The 19,738-nt window shown below is 34.7% G+C and carries 19 protein-coding genes and 3 pseudogenes; 17 read left to right on the top strand and 5 right to left on the bottom strand.

From position 1 onward, the window contains the following. Window positions 1–239 precede the first annotated feature (239 nt). The 7 genes from G9G54_RS14165 (at window position 240) to G9G54_RS14135 (ending at window position 6,465) form a co-directional block, all read left to right on the top strand. Window positions 240–800 carry a DUF6037 family protein gene (locus G9G54_RS14165; RefSeq protein WP_165178548.1) on the top strand — a complete coding sequence of 187 codons (561 nt, stop codon included), beginning with the start codon at window positions 240–242 and terminating at the stop codon, window positions 798–800. A 205-nt stretch (window positions 801–1,005) separates the two neighbouring features. Next, window positions 1,006–1,974: a restriction endonuclease gene (locus G9G54_RS14160; RefSeq protein WP_238808072.1), complete on the top strand. Its 969-nt coding sequence runs from the start codon at window positions 1,006–1,008 to the stop codon at window positions 1,972–1,974. A gap of 171 nt (window positions 1,975–2,145) precedes the next feature. Further along, the gene (locus tag G9G54_RS14155) at window positions 2,146–3,249 is read left to right on the top strand and encodes a hypothetical protein (protein WP_165178546.1); all 1,104 of its coding nucleotides are present in this window, start codon (window positions 2,146–2,148) and stop codon (window positions 3,247–3,249) included. Between the two features lie 236 nt (window positions 3,250–3,485). Beyond that, the gene (locus G9G54_RS14150; protein WP_238808063.1) at window positions 3,486–4,070 is read left to right on the top strand and encodes a restriction endonuclease; all 585 of its coding nucleotides are present in this window, start codon (window positions 3,486–3,488) and stop codon (window positions 4,068–4,070) included. Between the two features lie 232 nt (window positions 4,071–4,302). After that, complete coding sequence (locus tag G9G54_RS14145; RefSeq protein WP_165178544.1) at window positions 4,303–5,019, top strand: hypothetical protein; 717 nt, start codon at window positions 4,303–4,305, stop codon at window positions 5,017–5,019. A 229-nt stretch (window positions 5,020–5,248) separates the two neighbouring features. Beyond that, window positions 5,249–5,800: a hypothetical protein gene (locus G9G54_RS14140; RefSeq protein WP_165178543.1), complete on the top strand. Its 552-nt coding sequence runs from the start codon at window positions 5,249–5,251 to the stop codon at window positions 5,798–5,800. Window positions 5,801–5,946: 146 nt separating this feature from the next. Next, window positions 5,947–6,465, top strand: a complete 519-nt coding sequence (locus G9G54_RS14135) for a hypothetical protein (protein WP_165178542.1) — start codon at window positions 5,947–5,949, stop codon at window positions 6,463–6,465. 215 nt (window positions 6,466–6,680) lie between these two features. Here G9G54_RS14135 and G9G54_RS25675 read toward each other — a convergent pair. After that, window positions 6,681–6,968 (bottom strand): annotated as a pseudogene (locus G9G54_RS25675) (hypothetical protein). Window positions 6,969–7,139: 171 nt separating this feature from the next. On the opposite strand from G9G54_RS25675, the gene G9G54_RS14130 reads away from it, so the two are divergent. The 4 genes from G9G54_RS14130 to G9G54_RS14115 all read left to right on the top strand — a co-directional run bounded on the left by G9G54_RS14130 (window position 7,140) and on the right by G9G54_RS14115 (window position 10,171). Beyond that, window positions 7,140–7,343: a helix-turn-helix domain-containing protein gene (locus G9G54_RS14130; protein WP_165178541.1), complete on the top strand. Its 204-nt coding sequence runs from the start codon at window positions 7,140–7,142 to the stop codon at window positions 7,341–7,343. 151 nt (window positions 7,344–7,494) lie between these two features. Continuing rightward, window positions 7,495–8,406 carry a DUF2971 domain-containing protein gene (locus G9G54_RS14125; protein ID WP_238808061.1) on the top strand — a complete coding sequence of 304 codons (912 nt, stop codon included), beginning with the start codon at window positions 7,495–7,497 and terminating at the stop codon, window positions 8,404–8,406. Window positions 8,407–8,656: 250 nt separating this feature from the next. Next, on the top strand, window positions 8,657–9,115 hold the full coding sequence (locus tag G9G54_RS14120; RefSeq protein ID WP_165178539.1) for a hypothetical protein: 459 nt from the start codon (window positions 8,657–8,659) through the stop codon (window positions 9,113–9,115). Window positions 9,116–9,301: 186 nt separating this feature from the next. After that, window positions 9,302–10,171: a hypothetical protein gene (locus tag G9G54_RS14115; protein ID WP_233903749.1), complete on the top strand. Its 870-nt coding sequence runs from the start codon at window positions 9,302–9,304 to the stop codon at window positions 10,169–10,171. 269 nt (window positions 10,172–10,440) lie between these two features. On the opposite strand, the pseudogene G9G54_RS14110 reads toward G9G54_RS14115, so the two are convergent. Further along, window positions 10,441–10,714, bottom strand: a pseudogene (locus G9G54_RS14110) (hypothetical protein). 152 nt (window positions 10,715–10,866) lie between these two features. Here G9G54_RS14110 and G9G54_RS14105 point away from each other — a divergent pair. From G9G54_RS14105 to G9G54_RS14085, 5 genes are all read left to right on the top strand, one after another. Further along, window positions 10,867–11,091 carry a helix-turn-helix domain-containing protein gene (locus G9G54_RS14105; RefSeq protein ID WP_181016544.1) on the top strand — a complete coding sequence of 75 codons (225 nt, stop codon included), beginning with the start codon at window positions 10,867–10,869 and terminating at the stop codon, window positions 11,089–11,091. Window positions 11,092–11,264: 173 nt separating this feature from the next. Beyond that, the gene (locus G9G54_RS14100) at window positions 11,265–12,308 is read left to right on the top strand and encodes a hypothetical protein (protein WP_053325843.1); all 1,044 of its coding nucleotides are present in this window, start codon (window positions 11,265–11,267) and stop codon (window positions 12,306–12,308) included. A gap of 207 nt (window positions 12,309–12,515) precedes the next feature. After that, on the top strand, window positions 12,516–13,223 hold the full coding sequence (locus tag G9G54_RS14095; protein ID WP_165178538.1) for an HNH endonuclease: 708 nt from the start codon (window positions 12,516–12,518) through the stop codon (window positions 13,221–13,223). A gap of 180 nt (window positions 13,224–13,403) precedes the next feature. Further along, a complete protein-coding gene (locus G9G54_RS14090; protein WP_053325841.1) occupies window positions 13,404–14,444 on the top strand; it encodes a hypothetical protein in 1,041 nt (346 codons plus the stop codon). 192 nt (window positions 14,445–14,636) lie between these two features. Next, window positions 14,637–16,109 carry a caspase family protein gene (locus G9G54_RS14085; RefSeq protein ID WP_165178537.1) on the top strand — a complete coding sequence of 491 codons (1,473 nt, stop codon included), beginning with the start codon at window positions 14,637–14,639 and terminating at the stop codon, window positions 16,107–16,109. Window positions 16,110–16,389: 280 nt separating this feature from the next. Here G9G54_RS14085 and G9G54_RS14080 read toward each other — a convergent pair whose 3' ends face one another. Then, entirely contained in the window at window positions 16,390–17,139 is a 750-nt protein-coding gene (locus G9G54_RS14080) for an SDR family oxidoreductase (RefSeq protein WP_053325839.1), read from the bottom strand. Window positions 17,140–17,368: 229 nt separating this feature from the next. Here G9G54_RS14080 and G9G54_RS14075 point away from each other — a divergent pair, with 229 nt between their 5' ends. Next, window positions 17,369–17,938 (top strand): TetR/AcrR family transcriptional regulator, encoded by a 570-nt coding sequence (locus G9G54_RS14075; protein ID WP_165178536.1) that lies wholly within the window; start codon window positions 17,369–17,371, stop codon window positions 17,936–17,938. Window positions 17,939–18,202: 264 nt separating this feature from the next. On the opposite strand, the pseudogene G9G54_RS26230 reads toward G9G54_RS14075, so the two are convergent. After that, window positions 18,203–18,706 (bottom strand): annotated as a pseudogene (locus tag G9G54_RS26230) (transposase); the annotation flags it as partial. A 184-nt stretch (window positions 18,707–18,890) separates the two neighbouring features. Further along, window positions 18,891–19,298 carry a hypothetical protein gene (locus G9G54_RS14065; RefSeq protein ID WP_053325837.1) on the bottom strand — a complete coding sequence of 136 codons (408 nt, stop codon included), beginning with the start codon at window positions 19,296–19,298 and terminating at the stop codon, window positions 18,891–18,893. Window positions 19,299–19,738 lie beyond the last annotated feature (440 nt).

Genomic DNA, 19,738 nt, shown 5'->3' with positions numbered 1-19,738 from the left:
ACTTAATGATAATCAGCCTTTTGAGAAAAAATGTTAGTGAAATCGAAGGAGGCAGTAACTTCGTATAACGATATATTCATGCATCGGGCATACGCCCTCGGTCCAGCAGAGGGATTTCGAGGAAGCGGAAGCAGCCGGACACACCTGGCATTCGCCAGGCGTCGAGAATACAGAAACGTTATATGACATACCATCAAATCAAAATGTAAAAACAAAAATAAAAAATTGGAGTTGTTATTTTGAAATTAACTAATTTGGAACCACTTTATTTTGATATTCTGAAAAACAAGAAAACGTATGATGTCTTTGATTATAGACACAACAACATTGAATTTAGTGTGCTTTTTGATATCCAAACACAGCCTGATTACACTCTACTTTTCATAAAAAAGAAGAGTGACCTATTTCTAGAATTAAAGATTTCCTCAGATTTTAGATTAAATACATATCTCGGTAATAAGTTGGCGATATTACTGAAAATGCTGGAACTCAGCAATGGGAGTAATAGATTTTCAACTAGTGAGTTTTTTAAAGAATTTAACGAAAAAATACCAAAAACAATTTCGCAAAAAAGCGTGTCTAAAAAAACATTAACTAAAATATATAAATGCGAAGAAGCTGATAACGTTTTTATTAAAGAATTAAGGGATTGGGATCAATATCCTCTGTTGAATAAGACAGTATCTGTTGAGAACAGAGAAAAAACAAGATTATTATACCCTGATGTACATGAATCAATAAAAGATAAAAACATTAGCGTTTTTTATACAGATAAGCCTTCAAAGAAAAATCTTCAGTAACTATTAACTTGGTAGTTTCGCTTGAAGAATGGTACGTCATATAACATGACATTCACGCATCGGGCATTCGCCTTCGGTCCGGCAAAGAAGGTTTTCGAGGAAGTAGAAGCAGCCGGACACCCAGCATGCGCTGGGTCGTGAATACAGGAACGTTAGCCGAAATTAATTCGAAGTCCATATACAAGAACATAGGAGAAAATTAATGATGCCATCTAAAGATATGTACGCTGCTACAAATGCTTTAAAAGGATACATATTTGAATACGAATTAGCAAATATGATGAAACAACATAAAGATTTTAGTAATGTCAGATCGGAAAGCACAATACGTGATACTGGAATTGATATTGTTGCAGATTATCGTGGGGAAACACTATTAATTCAATGTAAATCAAGTCCTATCTTCTCATTGAGCAGATTAGAACAAGTCTTAAAGCAGTTATCGGCATATAAATTATCTAAAGGTAAGGTAGTCTTAGCGTTTCCAGGTGAACTATCATCAAAGCAAAAAAGCGAATTAAACGAATATAATTGGTTAACTGTATGGGACATTGATAAACTTTCAAATATTTTTTATTCACAGATAAAAAACTCACAATCGAAAGAATTAAAAGATTTCTTTGAAAAAAACGAATTGTTTAGAGTGACAGTAGAAGATGAATTATTGACACAGTTAAATAAATGTACAAAGGGAACTAAACATTGGATGGCTTATCAAAAGATATGTGCTAGTATACTTGAACATCTTTTTTATCCTAGTTTAGGCAAACCAATTATTGAACTTTCAGATCATGTAAGGGCCAACAGAAGGGACATTATTATGGCTAATTACTGTGATGAAGGATACTGGAAATATTTAAGAGGACGGTATAGAGCTGATTATATAATCGTTGACTCAAAGAATTATTCATCTAAACTAGACAAAAGTTGTGTACTACAGATGGCTAATTACTTAAAGGATTATGGCCCTGGAATGTTTGGAATAATAGCATTAAGAACGGAGCCTAAAGAATCTGCCATTCACACTCAAAGAGAAATTTGGATGGCACATAATAAATTAATTATCTTTGTAAATGATACTGATTTTGAACAAATGTTAATGTTAAAAAAGAATGGAAATGAGCCAGAAGAAGTTATTAAACAGAAAATTGAAGACTTCAGATTAGGTCTGTGATTTGAAGAACGAACTAACAACGGCTAACATAATATTCACGCATCGGGCATACGCCCTCGGTCCGACAGAAGGATTTCGGGGAAGCAGAGGCAGCCGGACACATCCGACTATGTCGGACGTCGTGAATACGAGAACGTTATGTGAAAATTCTAATAATAGGAGGATATAAAAATGCTTGAAGTGAAAAAAAATGATGAAAAAGGAACAAAAGAATTATGGAACAATGAAGAAATAATAGATAAAAGTGATTTTAGGATTTATGGTGATGATGATTATTGGGTTTCATTGAAGAATACTGACTCCTCAGAAATGATAATGAAGAATTCATTTGATCTAATCTCCAAAGACATTAAAAGATTAGAGATTTACTATCCTTTAGAATTTTGGAATATGGTAGAAAAGATTATGATAATGAGAGATTATAAAAAAAGTAATTCAATGAGTTTTATTTTTTATATTGAATTTGACTTTGAGGAGTGGAAAAATCAATATAGTATAACAGAATTCGCACAGGTTATGGAACAGGTGGTTTCTAGTTACAATTCTCTTGGCATTGAGTGGGAACAAGAGGACGAAGTTATAAGTAACGGGTGTTATATAAAATGCAAGAAGTTTGATTATTCGTCAACTATTAATGAGGTTTTTACCCAATACGTTGAGCATCTAAAAGAGATACATGATAAAGCTTCTATTTTGCTTTATTCAAAAAGTAATAATTCAGTAATTAGTGTTTTTGATTTTCCAGAAGAAGTGAGAATTCCATGTGAGCAGTATTTAGTTTATTTCGCACAGTTCTTAAAAGAGATTGGTATTGAGACGGTAACTAGTATTCAGAATGAGTCAGGGAAAATACTTTTTTCTGTTACACCTACTTCACCTGAAATAGCATTGGAACAAATACGTAATGCATTAAGCATCTATTTAAAGTTACCTGTGACTTTAAAAGATGCTCAGTATAATCCAATGGTTATGGAACCTAATGTACAACAATTATTGGCTAATATTCAGCATCTTCAAGGGCAATTAATGCTCGCTAGAGCAATAACTCAAGCAAGCGAGATAACTATTCAAAATCAACAAAATATAATTACACAACAGCAAAAAATGATAGATTTGACCATTTTACAACATTCTTATATAAAATCAGAAGAAGAAAATGAAAAAGTTCTTGGGGGAACATTGACGATTAAAGAATATGAAGGTAATGGATTTGCTATCAATGTCCCCGAAATATACAGAAGGATAAAAGAGTTGATTATAAATAAGAATAAGTAATTATTTTTATTTGTTTTAGAATCTTCACATAACATAATATTCACGCATGGGCATACGCCCTCGGTCCGGCAGAGGAATTTCGGGGAAGAAGAGGCAGCCGGACACCCCGACATTCGTCGGGGTCGTGAAATACAGGAATGTTATGTGAAATTCTATCAAGTACCAATATAAACCTGAGAATATCATATAAATAAAATAAAATTAATAGGTTCAAGGGAATCGAAAGTGAGGTGGAAATGATCAACCCATACCGTGAATTTGTCGCCAGTATTTCTGCCACAGAATTTGAAAAGTATTGTTTGGAAGTATTGAATGCTTACGCTGAAGCCGAAGCACTTAAGAACTTCTCCATACTTCATAACCAAAAGACTAGTGATGGAGAGTACCAAATTGATATTATTGCTGAATTTATAGCCCTGTCTGTAAGCTTCAAAGTTATTGTTGAATGTAAGCGTTACACACGTCCATTGGAACGTGAGAAAATTGTGGTTCTAGCTGATAAGGTACGAAGTTTAGGTGCCCACAAAGGGATATTAATTTCTACATCTGGTTTTCAGAGTGGGGCAACAGAATATGCAAGGCAGCATGGAATTGCTTTGTTACAAATATTCGATAAGTATGTTATGCATATTCAAGCCTCGAGCAATCTCCAAACCAACCATATGCTCATGGAATTTATTAGACAATCTCCTGAATTTTACGCTTACCAATGGAACACTAGACTAAATGATTTTCCTGATAAAAAAATATATCCCTCAGAAACTATGTTATTAGAAATTAAAAATAAAGTATTGAAAGAATACGACGAAGATAGCAAATAAGAAGAATACGTTGTAGAACAAAAAAATGCTATTTTTGAAATTAGGAAAAATGGGTTTTCTCCTAAAAGAGATAGAACTCCACATAACATAATATTCACGCATCGAGCATACGCTCTTGGTCCAGCAGAGGAAGGGGGAGTAGAGGCAGTTGGAACACTTGGCATACGCCAAGCGTCGTGAATACGGGAACGTTATCAGAAAAAGATGCAGTTATTGAAAGGCGGAATTTACAATGTCATTAATTAACCAATCAATTAAAGTGGAAACTTGTAAGTTATATAATTTTGAACGTATATGGGATTTTTTATTGAACTACAATCAAATTCCGGAACAGTTTATTGTTGGACAACTCCGTGAGTATGATAAGTATAAAGAGGAACTAGATTGGTTTAAAAAAAAGATTGAATGGCTTCCAAAAACCTTTATTCGAAATCTTGATAAAAGACAATATTATCAAAGAGACTTCTACTTTAATAATGATGCAACATTTGGGTTTGAAATCGAATGGGATATACAAAAAGCAAAAGAGTTAATCAGAGAGCACAACCTTCAGATTGTAGAATTTAGCGTAAACCAGTTTATAGATATTATTAATCCAGCTGACTTGGATCCGAAAGTGCTTGCAAACCCAGTCATAAACTCCGAGCCGATAGTTGTTATGTACTATGATCCTATTAATATGCATATTCCAATTGATGGTAATCATAGGGTGTTAAAAACATATAGAATAAATGAGAATGCTCGAATTCAAGGCTACCTTTTATCTCCTGACATTCATATGCAGGCGATGGCATGTGATCTCTTTAGGTATTTGTATAAATTGCACCACAATATAACAGTGATTAGTAATTATATGATGGGTAATAAAAGAAAAATAAAAAGATTTTCTAAAATCAATTTTATTAAGAGGATGCAAAGCATAAATAATAGTCTTTACAGACTAGAGTGATAGTGGAGTAGTTCAAGGGGGCATCTCCTTCTGATAACATTATATTCACGCATCAGAGCCTGGGCTCCTCGGTCCGTCTGAGGAGATTGGCAGGGAAGGGAGGCTCCGTTGGAGCCTAGGTCTGTGAGAAGGATTTCGGAGAGGAATTTCAGCAGACAACCCCTTCGGGGTTCATGAATACAGAAACGTTATCTGTAATACCCTAAACATGAGAAATCGGAGATGAAAAATGGGAAACAACATAAAATTGAAGGTTGATATAGCAATTTCAAATTTGCTCGAATTTGATCAATATTTACTAAGTCATGATTTGAATGAAAGAACAATTGCCCATAAGTTGGCAGTATATCTTCAAGAAGAATTTAATGAATATAATGTCGATTGTGAGTATAACAAAAATGTTGAAGAAGAAAGCAAAAAGAAAATGATTTATATTCTAGAGCAAGAATGTCAAGAAATTAAGAGGAAATTCAATAAAGACATTTTTGTAGATGACATAGAATATATGGGGCTATCAACTTTTCCAGATATCGTAATTCATAAAAGAGGGGAAAATACAAGCAATCTGTTAATTATAGAGATTAAAAAATCAACAAATAGTATAGATAGGGGCTTTGATTTTCAAAAATTGAAATGTTACACAGATAATTCACGATACAATAACCTGAGCTATGCTTGGGGATTATTTATTGAATTCGAAACTGGTAAAAAGAGTCCTAAAAGACCTGAATTAATATGGTACAAAGATGGTCAAATAATTAAAGTAAGTCACTACAGATAACATAATATTCAAGCTTCGGCTCCGTTGGAGCCTGGGTCTGCGAGAAGGATTTCGGGGAGGGATTTCAGCAGATAACCTCTGACGAGGTTCATGAATACAAGAACGTCATACGTAATTACTGTAAATAGAAGCGAGGAGATTTTAAGATGGAACCCTTCTTTAAAAAGCCTGAAGAAGTTGATGAATATTTCAATAAAGTGACTGATAGTCTATTAATCTTAAAAGCAAGAATAACAGCATTATATAAATCTGATAAAGACTCTATAGAGTATTTTGCTTTTTACGAGTCAATACTTACTCAAGTTAGAGCTTTATTTATTGAAAACAGTCGATATAAAAACAATTATACTGTTCAAGTTTTTTTGAACAAATTGGGGTTATCAAAGACCTCAGAGGAAATTGATACATACTTAAATAGCGAACTTATACCTAGCATTAGTATTAGAGATGCTATCAAGATAAGTGTCGACAGATTTATTGTTCATTATGATCAAGTTTCTATTGAAGAAAAACATATCGAAGAAATTTGTAGAGAGCATTTAACTGATATTAAGAATGAATTTTTTATAGGCAGATTAGTAGATATTATTTCAGGTCATATGCTCCTTTCATATGTGAAGCGTATGAATGATTGGGAAGTTGATTGGTTTGAAGGTAAACAATAGATGAACTAACTTTCTAGAGGAAGATTTTTGTGAGAAAACTCGAAGAAGACAGTAACTACGTATAACATAATATTCACGCATCGGGCATACGCCCTCGGTCCGGCAGAGGGATTTCGAGGAAGCAGAGGCAGCTGGACACACCTTGCATTTGCCAGGCGTCGTAAATACAGGAACGTTATACGACAGAATCAAAATGAAAAAGAGCCAGAAGGCTCTCAATCTAAAGAAATATGTAATTCGTTATGCAGGTGAAGAGCGTCCTTAAAACCTTGCAAATAAATTTCACGTTCTAAAATAGCTTAAACAGAAAGCTCAGCATCATCGTAAAGGAATAGGGTCTTCTGTATATTCTCCGGTACTTCTTCATGTAACTGCTTGAAATAGAGATTCCGTTCGGATGAGAACTGGTTGTAGCTGGAGTTGTGTTTCATAAGTTTTTCATATAAAGATTCAATTCGAGTCTGAATCAGTGAATCAAGTAAGACTTCTAAAGAATTATACATTTTGAACACCATCCAATGCATTTGATTTTATGAATAAAAGTTCAACTTGTTAAATATAATTTTACCATATCAAATAATCAAGCCAATACATGTTGAAGATGTTTTTGATAAAGAAAATATACTTTCATATAATTAAAGAAAAATTCACTTCATGTATGAAAGGAATATCAGATGATTAGTTACAAACCTTTTCAAAAAATGTTGATCGACAGGGAGATTAAGAAGCAGGATTTATTGAAAATGACGGGTATTTCGTCTGCTACAATGGCGAAGCTCAATACGAATGAATATGTATCATTAGAAGTGATTGATAAATTATGTACAGCTTTAGGTTGTCAACCCGGGGATTTATTGGAGCACATAGTGGAGAAATAACCGATTAGGTTAAAGCACCAAGAATGATGTTGGTTAATCGAAGAAGTGATTCCGTCGTATAACATAATATTCAAGCAGCCGCTCCGTTGGAGCCTTGGTCTGCGGAAGGATTTTCGAAGAGGCATTTCGGCAGACAACCCCTTCGAGGTTAATGAATACAGAAACGTTATATGACATACCTAAAAAATATAAAGGGGCATTGTTTGTGGAAAATAAAAAAGAGGATATACTTTATCATTACTGTGGAGGAGAGGCATTTTTTAATATAATAAAAAACGCTACCCTTTGGTTGTCAGACATATTAAAGTCTAACGACTCTCAAGAATGTATATGGCTTAGAGACTTGGTGAAAAAAAGAATAGAAACTTATCTTGCAGAAACAAATCCTGATTATTTGAAGGCATGGAACACATGGTATCAAGTGAACAGTAATATTGAAGCAAGTAGCATGGTTATTTATGCTACTTGCTTCTCTGAAAGTAAAGATTCACTTAGCCAGTGGAGAGGTTATGCTCAAGACGGAAGTGGTATCGCTATTGGTTTTTCAAAGAAACATTTGCAAGCTGTTAATGGTCTTGCAAAATATAATCTTACATTTAATAAAGTTATCTACCAAAATCAAGAGAAGTTCATAAATCGCATTTTTAAAGAAAATATCAAGAAAATGGAGAACAAAGGAATCGGTCATGTAGGGTTAGAGTTGAATGATAATTATAGGTTAGAATTTGCTAAGTACAAGAATCCGAGCTTTAAAGAAGAAAAAGAGTGGAGAATAGTATTAAAATCTAATGTAGGGGCTGGGAAAATAAGAAGGGATTTTAATGAGCTTGAATTTTCGAACACACAATATAGGTACGGAGATGGAAAAATCATTTCGTATTTAGAAATGGATTTCTCAAAGATAAAAAAAGATATTATCAAAGAAATATGGATCGGGCCAAAATCAAAAATATCATCGAACGACATAAAAAATATGTTATCTGTATTTGGATATTATGGGGACACTCCCTACAGTGAAAACGAACCGATACCTATTATAAAATCTGAGAGTTCTTACAGGTAAATGTTGCATTTAAAATAATATAAACTTTTAAAAAGACATAAAGTAAGAATCGAGAAATACTAAATGTAACTCAGGAAGCTAGATGCGTCATATAACAATATATTCACGCATCGAGCATGCGCCCTCGGTCCGGCAGAGGGAATTCGGGGAAGCAGAAACAGCCGGCCACCTCGGCATTCGCCGATGTCTTGAATACAGGAACGTTATAGGAAATGGGCTGTAAATAATATATAAAGGGCGATAACAAAGAATGAAGAAAAAGATTGCAATTATGTTAGGGGAATTTTTAACTAATTTTATGAAGGTAATAATACATTTACCGGGGTTCCAAGTAACAATAACAAATGAAGTATATCAATCAATAATGAAAGAACTACACGGATCAAGAATCGAAATAGAAAAAAAGATTCGGAAGGCATACGAATCATTACATGAAACTTCAAATTTACTTTTTGAATTGGAGGATACTTTGAAAGAACGAACCGAAAAATTGAATTACCTTAGAACTGAATACGAGAGATATAACAAATTAACTGAAATAGAACATAGTAAGGCCGTACCTCTTATCAATCATATGGACACTATCTTAGAAAGAGGAAAGAAAACGGAAAGGTGGTTCAACTTCTTTCTGGGTTTAGCTGCTGGTGTTATTACTACACTATTGGGGATCATTTTTGGACCATATATTACGAACGTATTTATTAAGTAATTCGATGAAGTCAGCCACATCCTATAACATAATATTCAAGCTGCGGCTCCTTACGGAGCCTTGGTCTGCGGGATGAATTTCGAAGAGGAATTTCAGCAGACAACCCTTCGGGGTTTATGAATACAGGAACGTTATCGGAAATCAGCAATGATTTAAAGTAAATGATTAAGAAAGAAGGGGAATCAATTGTTATCAAACGAGAACCATATTGAATTCTTTGAAAGAATAGACATAAAAGAATTGTTGGATAAAATAAGAAGATTTAGAAACTTAAATATTTCAACCATGACTCAAGAAGCTATAAATAAAGAAGTGTTTGATGTACTAACTTTTGAAGGAAAATTTTATTATTTCGCTTGCTTAAGATCCTATCCTAAAGGCACAAAATTTTTTAGAGCTCGGACATTAGAGGGATCAATTATTCCAAATAAAAACTTAAAATTCGAATCGGATTTTTGGAATGCGCCTAGTGAATATATAAAGCAATATGGAAGGTTAAATAAGCCCAAAGAATCGCTACTTTATACTACACCCATAAACCCATCGATTACTTTAAAAGAGATAAAAGTGCCTGATGACTCTTATTATGCGTTAATTATGTACGAAGCAAAAGAAGAAATAAAAGTAAATATGATCGGTCAAGAATATAATTATGAATCTTTACAAATTTATAGTGAAAAAGCAAGATTAATAAATGATATTATCAATGACTTTTTAAGGGAGGAATTTAGTAGAGATGTAGGAGTAGGAACAGAATACTTATATATTGTTTCAGAATTTATTGCAAAGTCTTTTTTTGATTTACCTCCCAGAGATGTTCAAGATGCTTGGGCATATCCATCTCTTAAGGATAAATCAAATTATAATGTTTGCTTTAGACCAGAGATTGCTAGAAAATTATTAGACTTGAAAGGTGCATTAATTGGCCAAAAGCAACCTCAAAATAATGATATTAAGGTTATGTGTATAGCTCATGATTTTGATGAAAGTGGCATAGCTCAATTCCACCAATTAGGTAGTGAAGTGCAAAAAAGAATATTTCCAGAAATAGTTTGAATTTAGAGTGAATAAGTTCCTGACTATGATAATTCTTAATAATTTTTGATTAAAGGCTTGAAATTTATGGAATCTAATAAGTTACTCTCAAATAGATGCTGACATCCGATAACATTATATTCACGCATCGGGCATACGCCCTTGGTCCAGCAGAGGGATTTCGGGGAAGCAGAGGCAACCGGCCACATTTGGCATTTGCCAAGCGTCGTGAATACGAGAACGTTATACGACAGAATCAAGAACAATAGAAAAGAGGGTCAGAAGACCCTCTAAATGCCAGAATTTTGTAACTCACTAAAGAGTTGTAGAGCATCTGTAGATACTTCTTTCTAGGATGGACTGGAGAGAAATTTGTACGTCTTCATAAAGAAAAACTGTATGTTGAAGTTGATCGGGTAAAGCTTCACGAAGTGTTTTGAAATATTGATCAGTCTCTGAAGAAAGTTGATTGTAATCCATATGAATTTCTGAAAGTTCAGTGTAGAGTAATTCCAAACGTATTCTTATGAGTGGTTCTGCCAATGACTCAAATGTATTAACCATATTTTTATTCCTCCTTGTTAACTCTATAGGGTTATTATATAACTTCGCGAGGTTAATTAAAAAGTGAATATTTGACTTTATAGAGTTAATGCTTTGCTTTTCGTTGATGATTACCTGGCATGGGAGATAATATATAATTATGGAGGGAAAAGATGACTATTATCAAGTGTTATATAAGAGAACTTATGGCAGAACATCGAATAGATGATATAACCGAATTGATGGAGAAATCAGGATTAAGTCGGAATTCAATCAACAAGTTATACAGGGAAACTAATATAGAAACAACGAAATTGGAAACCTTATTCAAACTATGCAATACATTTAACTGCAGATTATCAGATCTGATTGAATATGTACCTGGAGAAGATGAATAGTGAAGGTAGAATCAAGTAGAGATTCCGTCGTATAACATAATGTTCAATCAGCGGCTCCTATCGGAGCCTTGATCTGCAAGATGGACTTCGTGGAGGCATTTAAGCAGACAACCCCTTCGGGGTTCTTGAATACAGAAACGTTAGGTGAAATTAATCCAGAAAGGTGTGAATAGATGAATAAAGTATCAATTGAAGCAATAATTCCTATACCAATTCCTCGATTTAACTTTGATAGAATACCAAGAAAACAAATTCGCTTGAATACTTTATCTCTGTTAAAAAACAGAAATGGTATTCAAAGTTTTGACTTTTGTGAATATGGAATGGTATTTCCTACTTTCATTATTAGTGAACCGACAAAAGAGCTGGAAAATGATTTTCAGCTTCCTATTTTTCAAGCAAATATTATGATCTTGCACATAACTTTAGAAGTAGGTGTACCTGATTACATTGAAGTGCAACATGGCCATAGCAATAAAGTTGAAACAATTACTGGTCAGGAAGCAATAGAATTTCATAAAACCAATATATATTCGCTTTTTGAAAAGCGAATATATGATTATGCATTTGCAATAAATTTATCTACTTCCAATTCACTTCAATTAAATGAAGGCATTATTCGTTTCAAAGGGGATAAATATTATCGAAAAACAAAATGTCTAAATCCAGAGTTTATTTTGGATGCTTTTGCACTATCTCAAAACAAACAATGGCCTGAATTTAAAAGCCTTTCTTTCGATCAAATTTGGGTGTGGTTGAATAATCAAAAGGGTTTTATGGATGGTTTCGGAGGAGGAAGAACAGGTAGAGCCCTTAATTCAATCGTAAACATTTCGTTTCAGGAAAATTATGATTCGCCTGAATCTTTGTTTTGGGCAATGGTTGGATTAGAAAGCTTATTCACATCTGGAAAGAGTGGCTTATTAGAGCAAGTGAAAGATAAAAGTCAAGTACTACTAGGTCAACAAATTTCGTTTAAGAAGATATTAAATGAAATGTATAATTTCAGATCTAGATTTGTTCATGGTGATTTGGATTTTCCAACTCCACATCATTTATATGATAGCGATGAAATAATGAAATATTATTTTGAAGTTAGTGAGTCTTTGCAAATTGCAGTAGCAGTTTTGATTTGCTCTATCCAAGAGTTAATTAGCAGGAATTGGGATGGACTGAATTTTTCTTATATTGTTAATGAGTTTCAAGAAGAGGGTTAAATTTATTTAACACAGTATTCACGTATCGGGATATTCGTCCCTTGGTCCGGCCGGAGTTATATGTGGATTCGGGGCGACATTTCAGCAACTGGGAAGCATTTTCATCTGGACACACCCCCACCACCTTAAGGTGGTGGGGCGTCGTGAATACAAAAACGTTAGGCGAAATTAATCACAGTCACCAAGAAACTTCAAGGAGGTAAAATTATGGCGTTTTCTGAGAAGGTAAAGAATGAGACCAGAAGAAGATCTTGTTTCAGATGTGTTATATGTCATGACAAATTTGTCGAGATTCATCATATTATTTCTCAGGCTGAAGGTGGTAATGACACTATAGAAAACGCCGCTCCGCTTTGTGCTTCGTGTCATGACTTATTTGGAGGTAACCCGGAAAAACGTAAACAAATTCGTGAAATGAGAGATCACTGGTTTGATTTAATGGAGAAGAGGTTTAACGGAGAAATCAATACATTGGAACCGATACAGAAAGACCAAAACAATTTAAATATGTTAAAAAGCAAAGGAATTGCTATTTATCATGTTGTCTATGAGCACGAAGATTTTAAAACGTCAGCTAGTATATTAATAAAATTATTACAAAATGCACAAAAACGGTTTCCAAATTATAAGCGACACCTCTATTTAGATATTGAAGGACATAGAAATAAAAAAGGTGGTTTTGATCACGATATGCGTGAACTTCAAAAAGATTTTTCCCTTGGATTTTTGATGCAATATTTCACTTCTATTCATATGCCACTAGTTAGTGTTGAAAATAATAAATTACAAATAAATGACGTGCCAGAAGAAATTAATATTATTAGTGATGAAAAAGAACTTGTTACGAAGATGAGGAAGAAATCAAAGTATAAACATTTTGTAGTATATCCTACCGAAGAGAATAATCTCTCCTAACAACATATTCACGCATCGGGCTGACGCCCTCGGTCCGGCAGAGGCGGCCGGACACATCCGACTCCGTCGGATGTCGTGAATACGGGAACGTTATCAGAAAGTCAGATGAATTTAAAGAGTAGTGCGCTTAATAACTTTTCAGCTCACTTTAAATCAATCGAAAAATGAATTGGAGGAAGTATGGGTTCACTAGTGATGGATGGTGAAGAGTACAACTTTATTTGGGAAACAGTAAGTAATATGCAACTAATATTTCACCCTAAATACTCACAAGATGGCGCAGTAAATTATAAGAAAATTTCAGAATTAAAAAGAAGCAATAAAGTAGTGCTATTATTTGATAGAAATCTTTTAAGCGGCTTACTTAAGTTAGCACGTAATGGCTTTTTAAAAGACAAGAAGGAAATGCAGATTATTGGACTTATTATGACATGGATTGCTATGAATAATATTTCTGCAAGTGCAGGACTAGCCTTAATGGAATACGGAACGAAGATAAACGATAACATCGAACCAAAAAGAGAACTTAAAGAGTTCAATAACATTTTTGAATTTTATCCCAGTATAATATGGCTACGTTTAGCTCAAGGAAAGCTAAGTGAAATCCCCGCTTGTTCATTATCTGTTGAGCCATTTATGACAAAAAATAATTATGATAAAGAAGATGATCATCTGCTGATGCACTTTGCAACGATGATTCGTACAGTATATCTACATCGGCGACGAGAGCTTTCGCCAGTTGATAAGATAATTGAATTTCTTGAATGGAATTATAAAAACTTATTGATATCAGAAAATACGCTAACTTATGTAGCAATGTTATTTACAAATCAAACGGGGATTAGAGCTCCTAAAAATTCAGGTAGTGATGACATTCAAAAAATACTAAATGGATGCAAAAATCAAGCATGGGATTTAAATTATTTATCTAACTGGAGCTCTTATCACTACATTGAAGATTCAATGGACGAAATATTTATGTTTGCAACTAACGATATTCAGTTAAAGAAGATTTTTATAAATACCTATAGCAATGGTGGAGTTGGGGCATTAATTCAAGCAGTATACTCGAAAAGTGATTCCCAAAAAATATTTGAAGTAATCAATGATAATTCGGGAGTGAATAGAATAAAACCGAATTTTGGTGAGAATCCAAAAAAGTATTTTCGCCAATTGATAGATAATGAGATTAATATATTGAAAAAATTATTGCTTGCATGATTGAATTAAGCCTGGGTATTTCAAGAAGATCTGACCTTCTTATAACATTATATTCACACATCGGGCATACGCCCTCGATCCGACAAAAGGAGTTCGGGGAAGAAGCAGCCGGACACCTGGAGTTCGCCAGCGTCGTAAATACAGAAACGTTATGCGAAAGTCTTTTGAAAAAGAAATGAAAGGAATATTCGAATGAATAAAAGGCAGAGAGAATTACTTAATGAAAGACTAGGAAAGAAAGTTTTGTTATCTATAGGTATTAATAACTATGAGAACGAGTGTTTCAAGAATTTAAATAAAGCGTGTAAAGATGCATTAGGAGTTTTTGAAGTGTTTAGCAAAGTGAATAACCTAAATTTAAACGCAAAAAAGAGTAAGTTGATTGTTTCAGATGGAATACGGAATGAAGCTACGAAAGAAAATATTCTTCAAGAAATACAGAGCTTTACTAAAGGAGTATCAGTAAATGAAGATCTGGTGATTTACTTTAGTGGACATGGATATGCATGTAATGGAAAAAATTTTATTGTCCCATCGGATTCGATGAATAACGAGGAAACGGAATTAATAGAGATACAAAGAATTGTTAAAATTGTTGAAATGTGTGAATGTAGGCACAAGTTGATAATTATTGATGCATGCTTTAGCGGTGTCGTAGATTCAGGAGTGAAGGGGATAGAAAGCTATAATTTTAAAAATCTTAAAGATTATCTAAAAGAGTCACGGTCTCTAATTCTTCTTAGTTCGAGCGGAAGAAATGAGCCATCTTATGAAGAATCTCCTAGTAGCGAATATAGTCTATTTACTACTTTTTTGATAGAAGGGCTTCAAGGAAAAAGTGAGAGCTTGAAAAATGGATATCTAACTGTTCGAAGTATGTATGATTATATTTTTAATGGTGTCAGAACAATATGTCGCGAGTATCAAGGTATTCAACAAAGACCTAATATTGCTGAGATTTCTAATGGAGAAATTATTTTAGGACTTTATGATGAATTGTCTTTAGAAGGTGAAAATGATTTTGACAATCACACACTTATACAAATTAGAGAGGACGAAAATATATTTAATTCTGTTTTTAAAGATTTGAAAATTAGAATTTCGGATTCTCTATGGCAAGATACTAAGTGTACACTTACTGAGTTAATTATGAATGGTTTTGAACATGAAAGATCTGATGATATTAAACTTGCAATTTCATCAAGTGAAATTATTTTGTACATTAGTGGCAATGAATTTGACAGCTTAGAAAAAGCAAAAAGAGCAAAACAGAATGGATTAGGTTTTGTAAACAATTATTTAAAGAAATATGAGAATCAGGTGAGTATGGCTTATAAATATGAAAAATGTAATAACATTATTTCGCTGATTTTTGAAGAACGACCAGCCTTTTTTATTAAAGATATTTGTGTCATAAAATTAAATGAAGTGGGTTTTAAGAAGTATACAGCTAAAGATATTATAATGCCAAGTGGAGTATGTAAAAAATATTATTATTACACTCCTAAAAGAAATATGGCAATGAGTCAGGTTCGTTCTGCTGTCTCTATAATACTCGAAAATATACCAGAGTACAGTGTTTTGATTGTCTATGATACAAATCTTACAAAAGGCACAATTAGCTTTCAAGATTATATTTTGAGTGAAAGAATACTTTACAGATAAAAGAGCATCGCATAACAAAATATTCATGCTGCGGCTCCTATGGAGCTTGGGTCTGTGGGATGAATTTCGAAGAGGCATCTCAGCAGACAATCCTACGGGTTCGTGAATACCCAAACGCTATGTGAAATCAACGAAATTATTTAAGAGGTAAACATGGTGTGACTGCTCGGCGCTTTTTCTTACTCCACGTGCAAGTTGCAATAAAATGAACATGAAGTAGACGGGGCTGAGTGTCTACTTCATGTTCGCTTAAATTTTTAAAAACTGAATTACAGATGGATCAATGAATCTTTGGAGGTACAGAATTCATCGTATCGTTAAGCTGAGTCACAAAAACACCTTCGTTCGGGCCAGGGTTATTTCGAAACATTTTCGCTTCTTCCACCAGAACTTCGTCTGTATCCGTGCCAAGTATCTTTATTGTTGCATCAATGAATGAAGTAAGTGGCATCGCACGCGGTTCATCGTTGTTGCTTTGAACCCATGGGGGTACAATTTCTATTACTTTTACCGATGTGTCTTTAAGCATGTACCTTTGGGACAGCGTATAGGTATGAAGTGCTGCCTTCGTCGCGGAGTATACAGAAGTTGTCGCTAACGGTACAAATCCAAGTATTGAAGTCGTGTTGATGACAACCGCTTCCTCTTTGGATTTCAAATGCTCGATGAATGCAGAAGTCAACCGAATGGGACCTAGCAAGTTTGTAGTGACAGTCGAAATCAAAACATCCTCATCGATCACGCCCGCCGCGTCATCGGACTGTATGATGCCAGCATTGTTAATCAAGACATTAACATCCGGGTATTCTTTGATTAACTGCTTGGTGGTCGCCTCTATGCTGGCAGGATCTTGTACATTCAATTCCACTGCGGACATGCCGGGATTCGCTTTGATCGTCTCCTCCAGACGCTCTTTACGTCGACCGGAGATAATAACTTTGTTTCCAAGATTGTGGAGAGCTTCTGCTAACGCACGTCCAATTCCCGAACCGCCGCCTGTAATAAAAATCGTGTTTCCTGTAAGTTTCAATTTTCAAACCCTCCTAATTCAATGTAAATTAAATCATTCCAAAGATTGTAAAACAATAACTTTCATGATTATGGCTCCTCTAAAATTGAACATATGTTGAATCATCAACATAAATTTTATAAAGTGAATGTATCAGAGCGGTATATGGGATTCAATGGTTAAAACAAGCGTGGTTGTTGATTTTTCAACAGAGGACTTCGAAGTGTTCTTTTACAAAGGGGAGAAGGATATGGACAGGCGTATTCAAAAATCGAGGCAAGCCATTATTGATGCTTTTATGAGGCTGATGGCAGAAAAGGAATTCGAGAGAATTACGATCAATCAAATTGCGGAGGAAGCGAATGTCAATCGCGGAACGGTTTATTTGCATTTCGCTGACAAGTACGATCTGCGCGATCAATGCATGGAAACTCAAATTAACGAGTTACTGCACAATTGTATGTCTGAAGATAATTTCTTTCATGTCCCTTCCAAAACCGCACTACTGCGCACGTTTGAATATTTGGAGCAGCATGCTTCATTCTACTCTAGAATGCTAACGAACAAGGGAAGTACGGTCTTTCGGAACCAAATGGAGACAATGTTTCGGCAAAGTCTGAGCGAGCATCTGGATTCGATCAACCTCGATCAGGAAATGAACAGGGACATTACGGTGCAATTTTTAATTTCAGCGGCAGTGGGGGTATTGGAATGGTGGATTACCCGTTCGATGCCATATCCGGCATCGGTCATGGTTGAACAATTTTGGAATTTGCTGAACTGTGGTGTCGAGGGACACGAACGAACATCGTCCATTTGAGTCTCTAATTTAGAGGCTTTTTTGATGCTGGTGGAATAGTGGTTCAAATGATAGAAATAGAAATAACAGAAGAAGAGTCACTAAAAGCTCAGAAAAGTGAAAGAGATGCATATGAACTAATAATCAAACTACAAAACGAAAAAAGACCATATAAGAAAATTCACTGATAAAAAATGGGTCAATCTCAAAATCAGTGCTTGGCTATCAATCCAACATCCGATGGCGGTTACATTCAATGAGAATGCCTGCTTTAGTACGGCTCTACTTTTCCAGCGATTCCGCAGGCGGATTGAGCAAGTGATGGTGGGCTTTCAGATAAGTCTTTGCCCGTGGCAATAGCGTAGGCTGAACGGTTTTCCGAACCTACTGTACGCTGTCAATCACATGACCGTGAACATGAAACCGATCTGCAATGCGAATCGCACGAGGAAAGCACTCGCTGATCCAGGTATAATACGCCCATGCTAAATCCATGACGACCGCTTTGGGGTTCAACAAAAGAAAGTCTGGCTGAGTGTGTGCATACACTCGCAAGTCACTCAGTTTTTGACCCGGAAGCAGATGGAAGACACAGCAGAAAGGCTTTTTTCGCAAATACAGGCAAATGTCTTACCGTCCGCATACCATTACTTCCCTTACGAATGACGTTTTGGTCGGACTTTCACAGAGGCAGCATTGCTTGTAGCAGCGTGGAATGGCTTCGATGTGAAGCTCGTTGGTCACCATGGACCAAATTTGACGGACTTGTAGCTCTGGTATGTCGAGCATTTCATTGATACACACTGGATCTGCATCTGTTTATTTCCTTTTTTTGTTATTCGGTGAGATTTACAACAATACAGGAGTAGCAGATTCTTTTCTATTTTTATCCTTTACTCACTACGTCAAGCATTGATTACGGCTTTGAGCCAAAAAACATGAAAAAAAAATGTTCTATCAGAATAATCTTTTGTCAAATATAATGTAACCATCTAATCGAATATTGAGCTACAACAGATTTACTAACATCTTGATTAGGAAAAATAACCCTATAATATTGAGTAACTGCAGAATAAACATAGTCTATATCTATATACTTAGGACTTCCGATGCTTAAGAAACCACCAAGTCTTATATACCTAGCAAATATTGTGGGTTGATCACGAGAAATAGCAATGCTCACCGCTGTACCAATTCTATACATCTCTCCAACGCCTATTGTCACAGGTGTATTTGTAGAAAACATAACAAAAGATTCTTTTTCCGTCTGGTTTTGATTTATTGTTTTCACATAAAGATCACCGGATATTTCCAAAGGACCTCCATCCAAGTTGTGCCCATAAGAAATTCCAATTAATGTTACTTCAAGCATCACAGCCATTTCTACATCTCCTTATGACTTATTTACCGTCAAAAAATCGACCATGGACTAAATTATTTCGTTACCGAAAGACTACTATTTCAAGGGAATAATCCCTATAGTTAATCATATACCCCATAATTACACTCTTTTGGTTATTCTAATCGATACGATTATATTCTCGAGATAATTCCAATATGTAAAAGTTTTAAAATAAAAAATAAAAAAAGCTCAATTCTAAAAGTTAGTGTTTGACGAAGTTTTTTTCCATTTTCATCCTTTATCCCTTGCGTAAAACACTGATTTCAGTTTTGAGTCAAAAAAATTTGCAGATTGATTTTGAATGCATAGTGAAGAAGTTCGGTAACTTCTGATAACATAATATTCAAGCATAAGAATCCTCACGGAGCCTTGGCCTGTTGGGATGGAGTTCGAGGAGGAATTTCAGCAGACAACCCCTG

Origin of the sequence: Paenibacillus sp. EKM212P, assembly GCF_011066115.1 — a bacterium.
In the GTDB taxonomy this organism is placed as follows: domain Bacteria; phylum Bacillota; class Bacilli; order Paenibacillales; family Paenibacillaceae; genus Paenibacillus; species Paenibacillus polymyxa_B.
The sequence above is the reverse complement of the archived record's forward strand: the minus strand, read 5'-3'. Positions and strand labels throughout refer to the sequence as shown.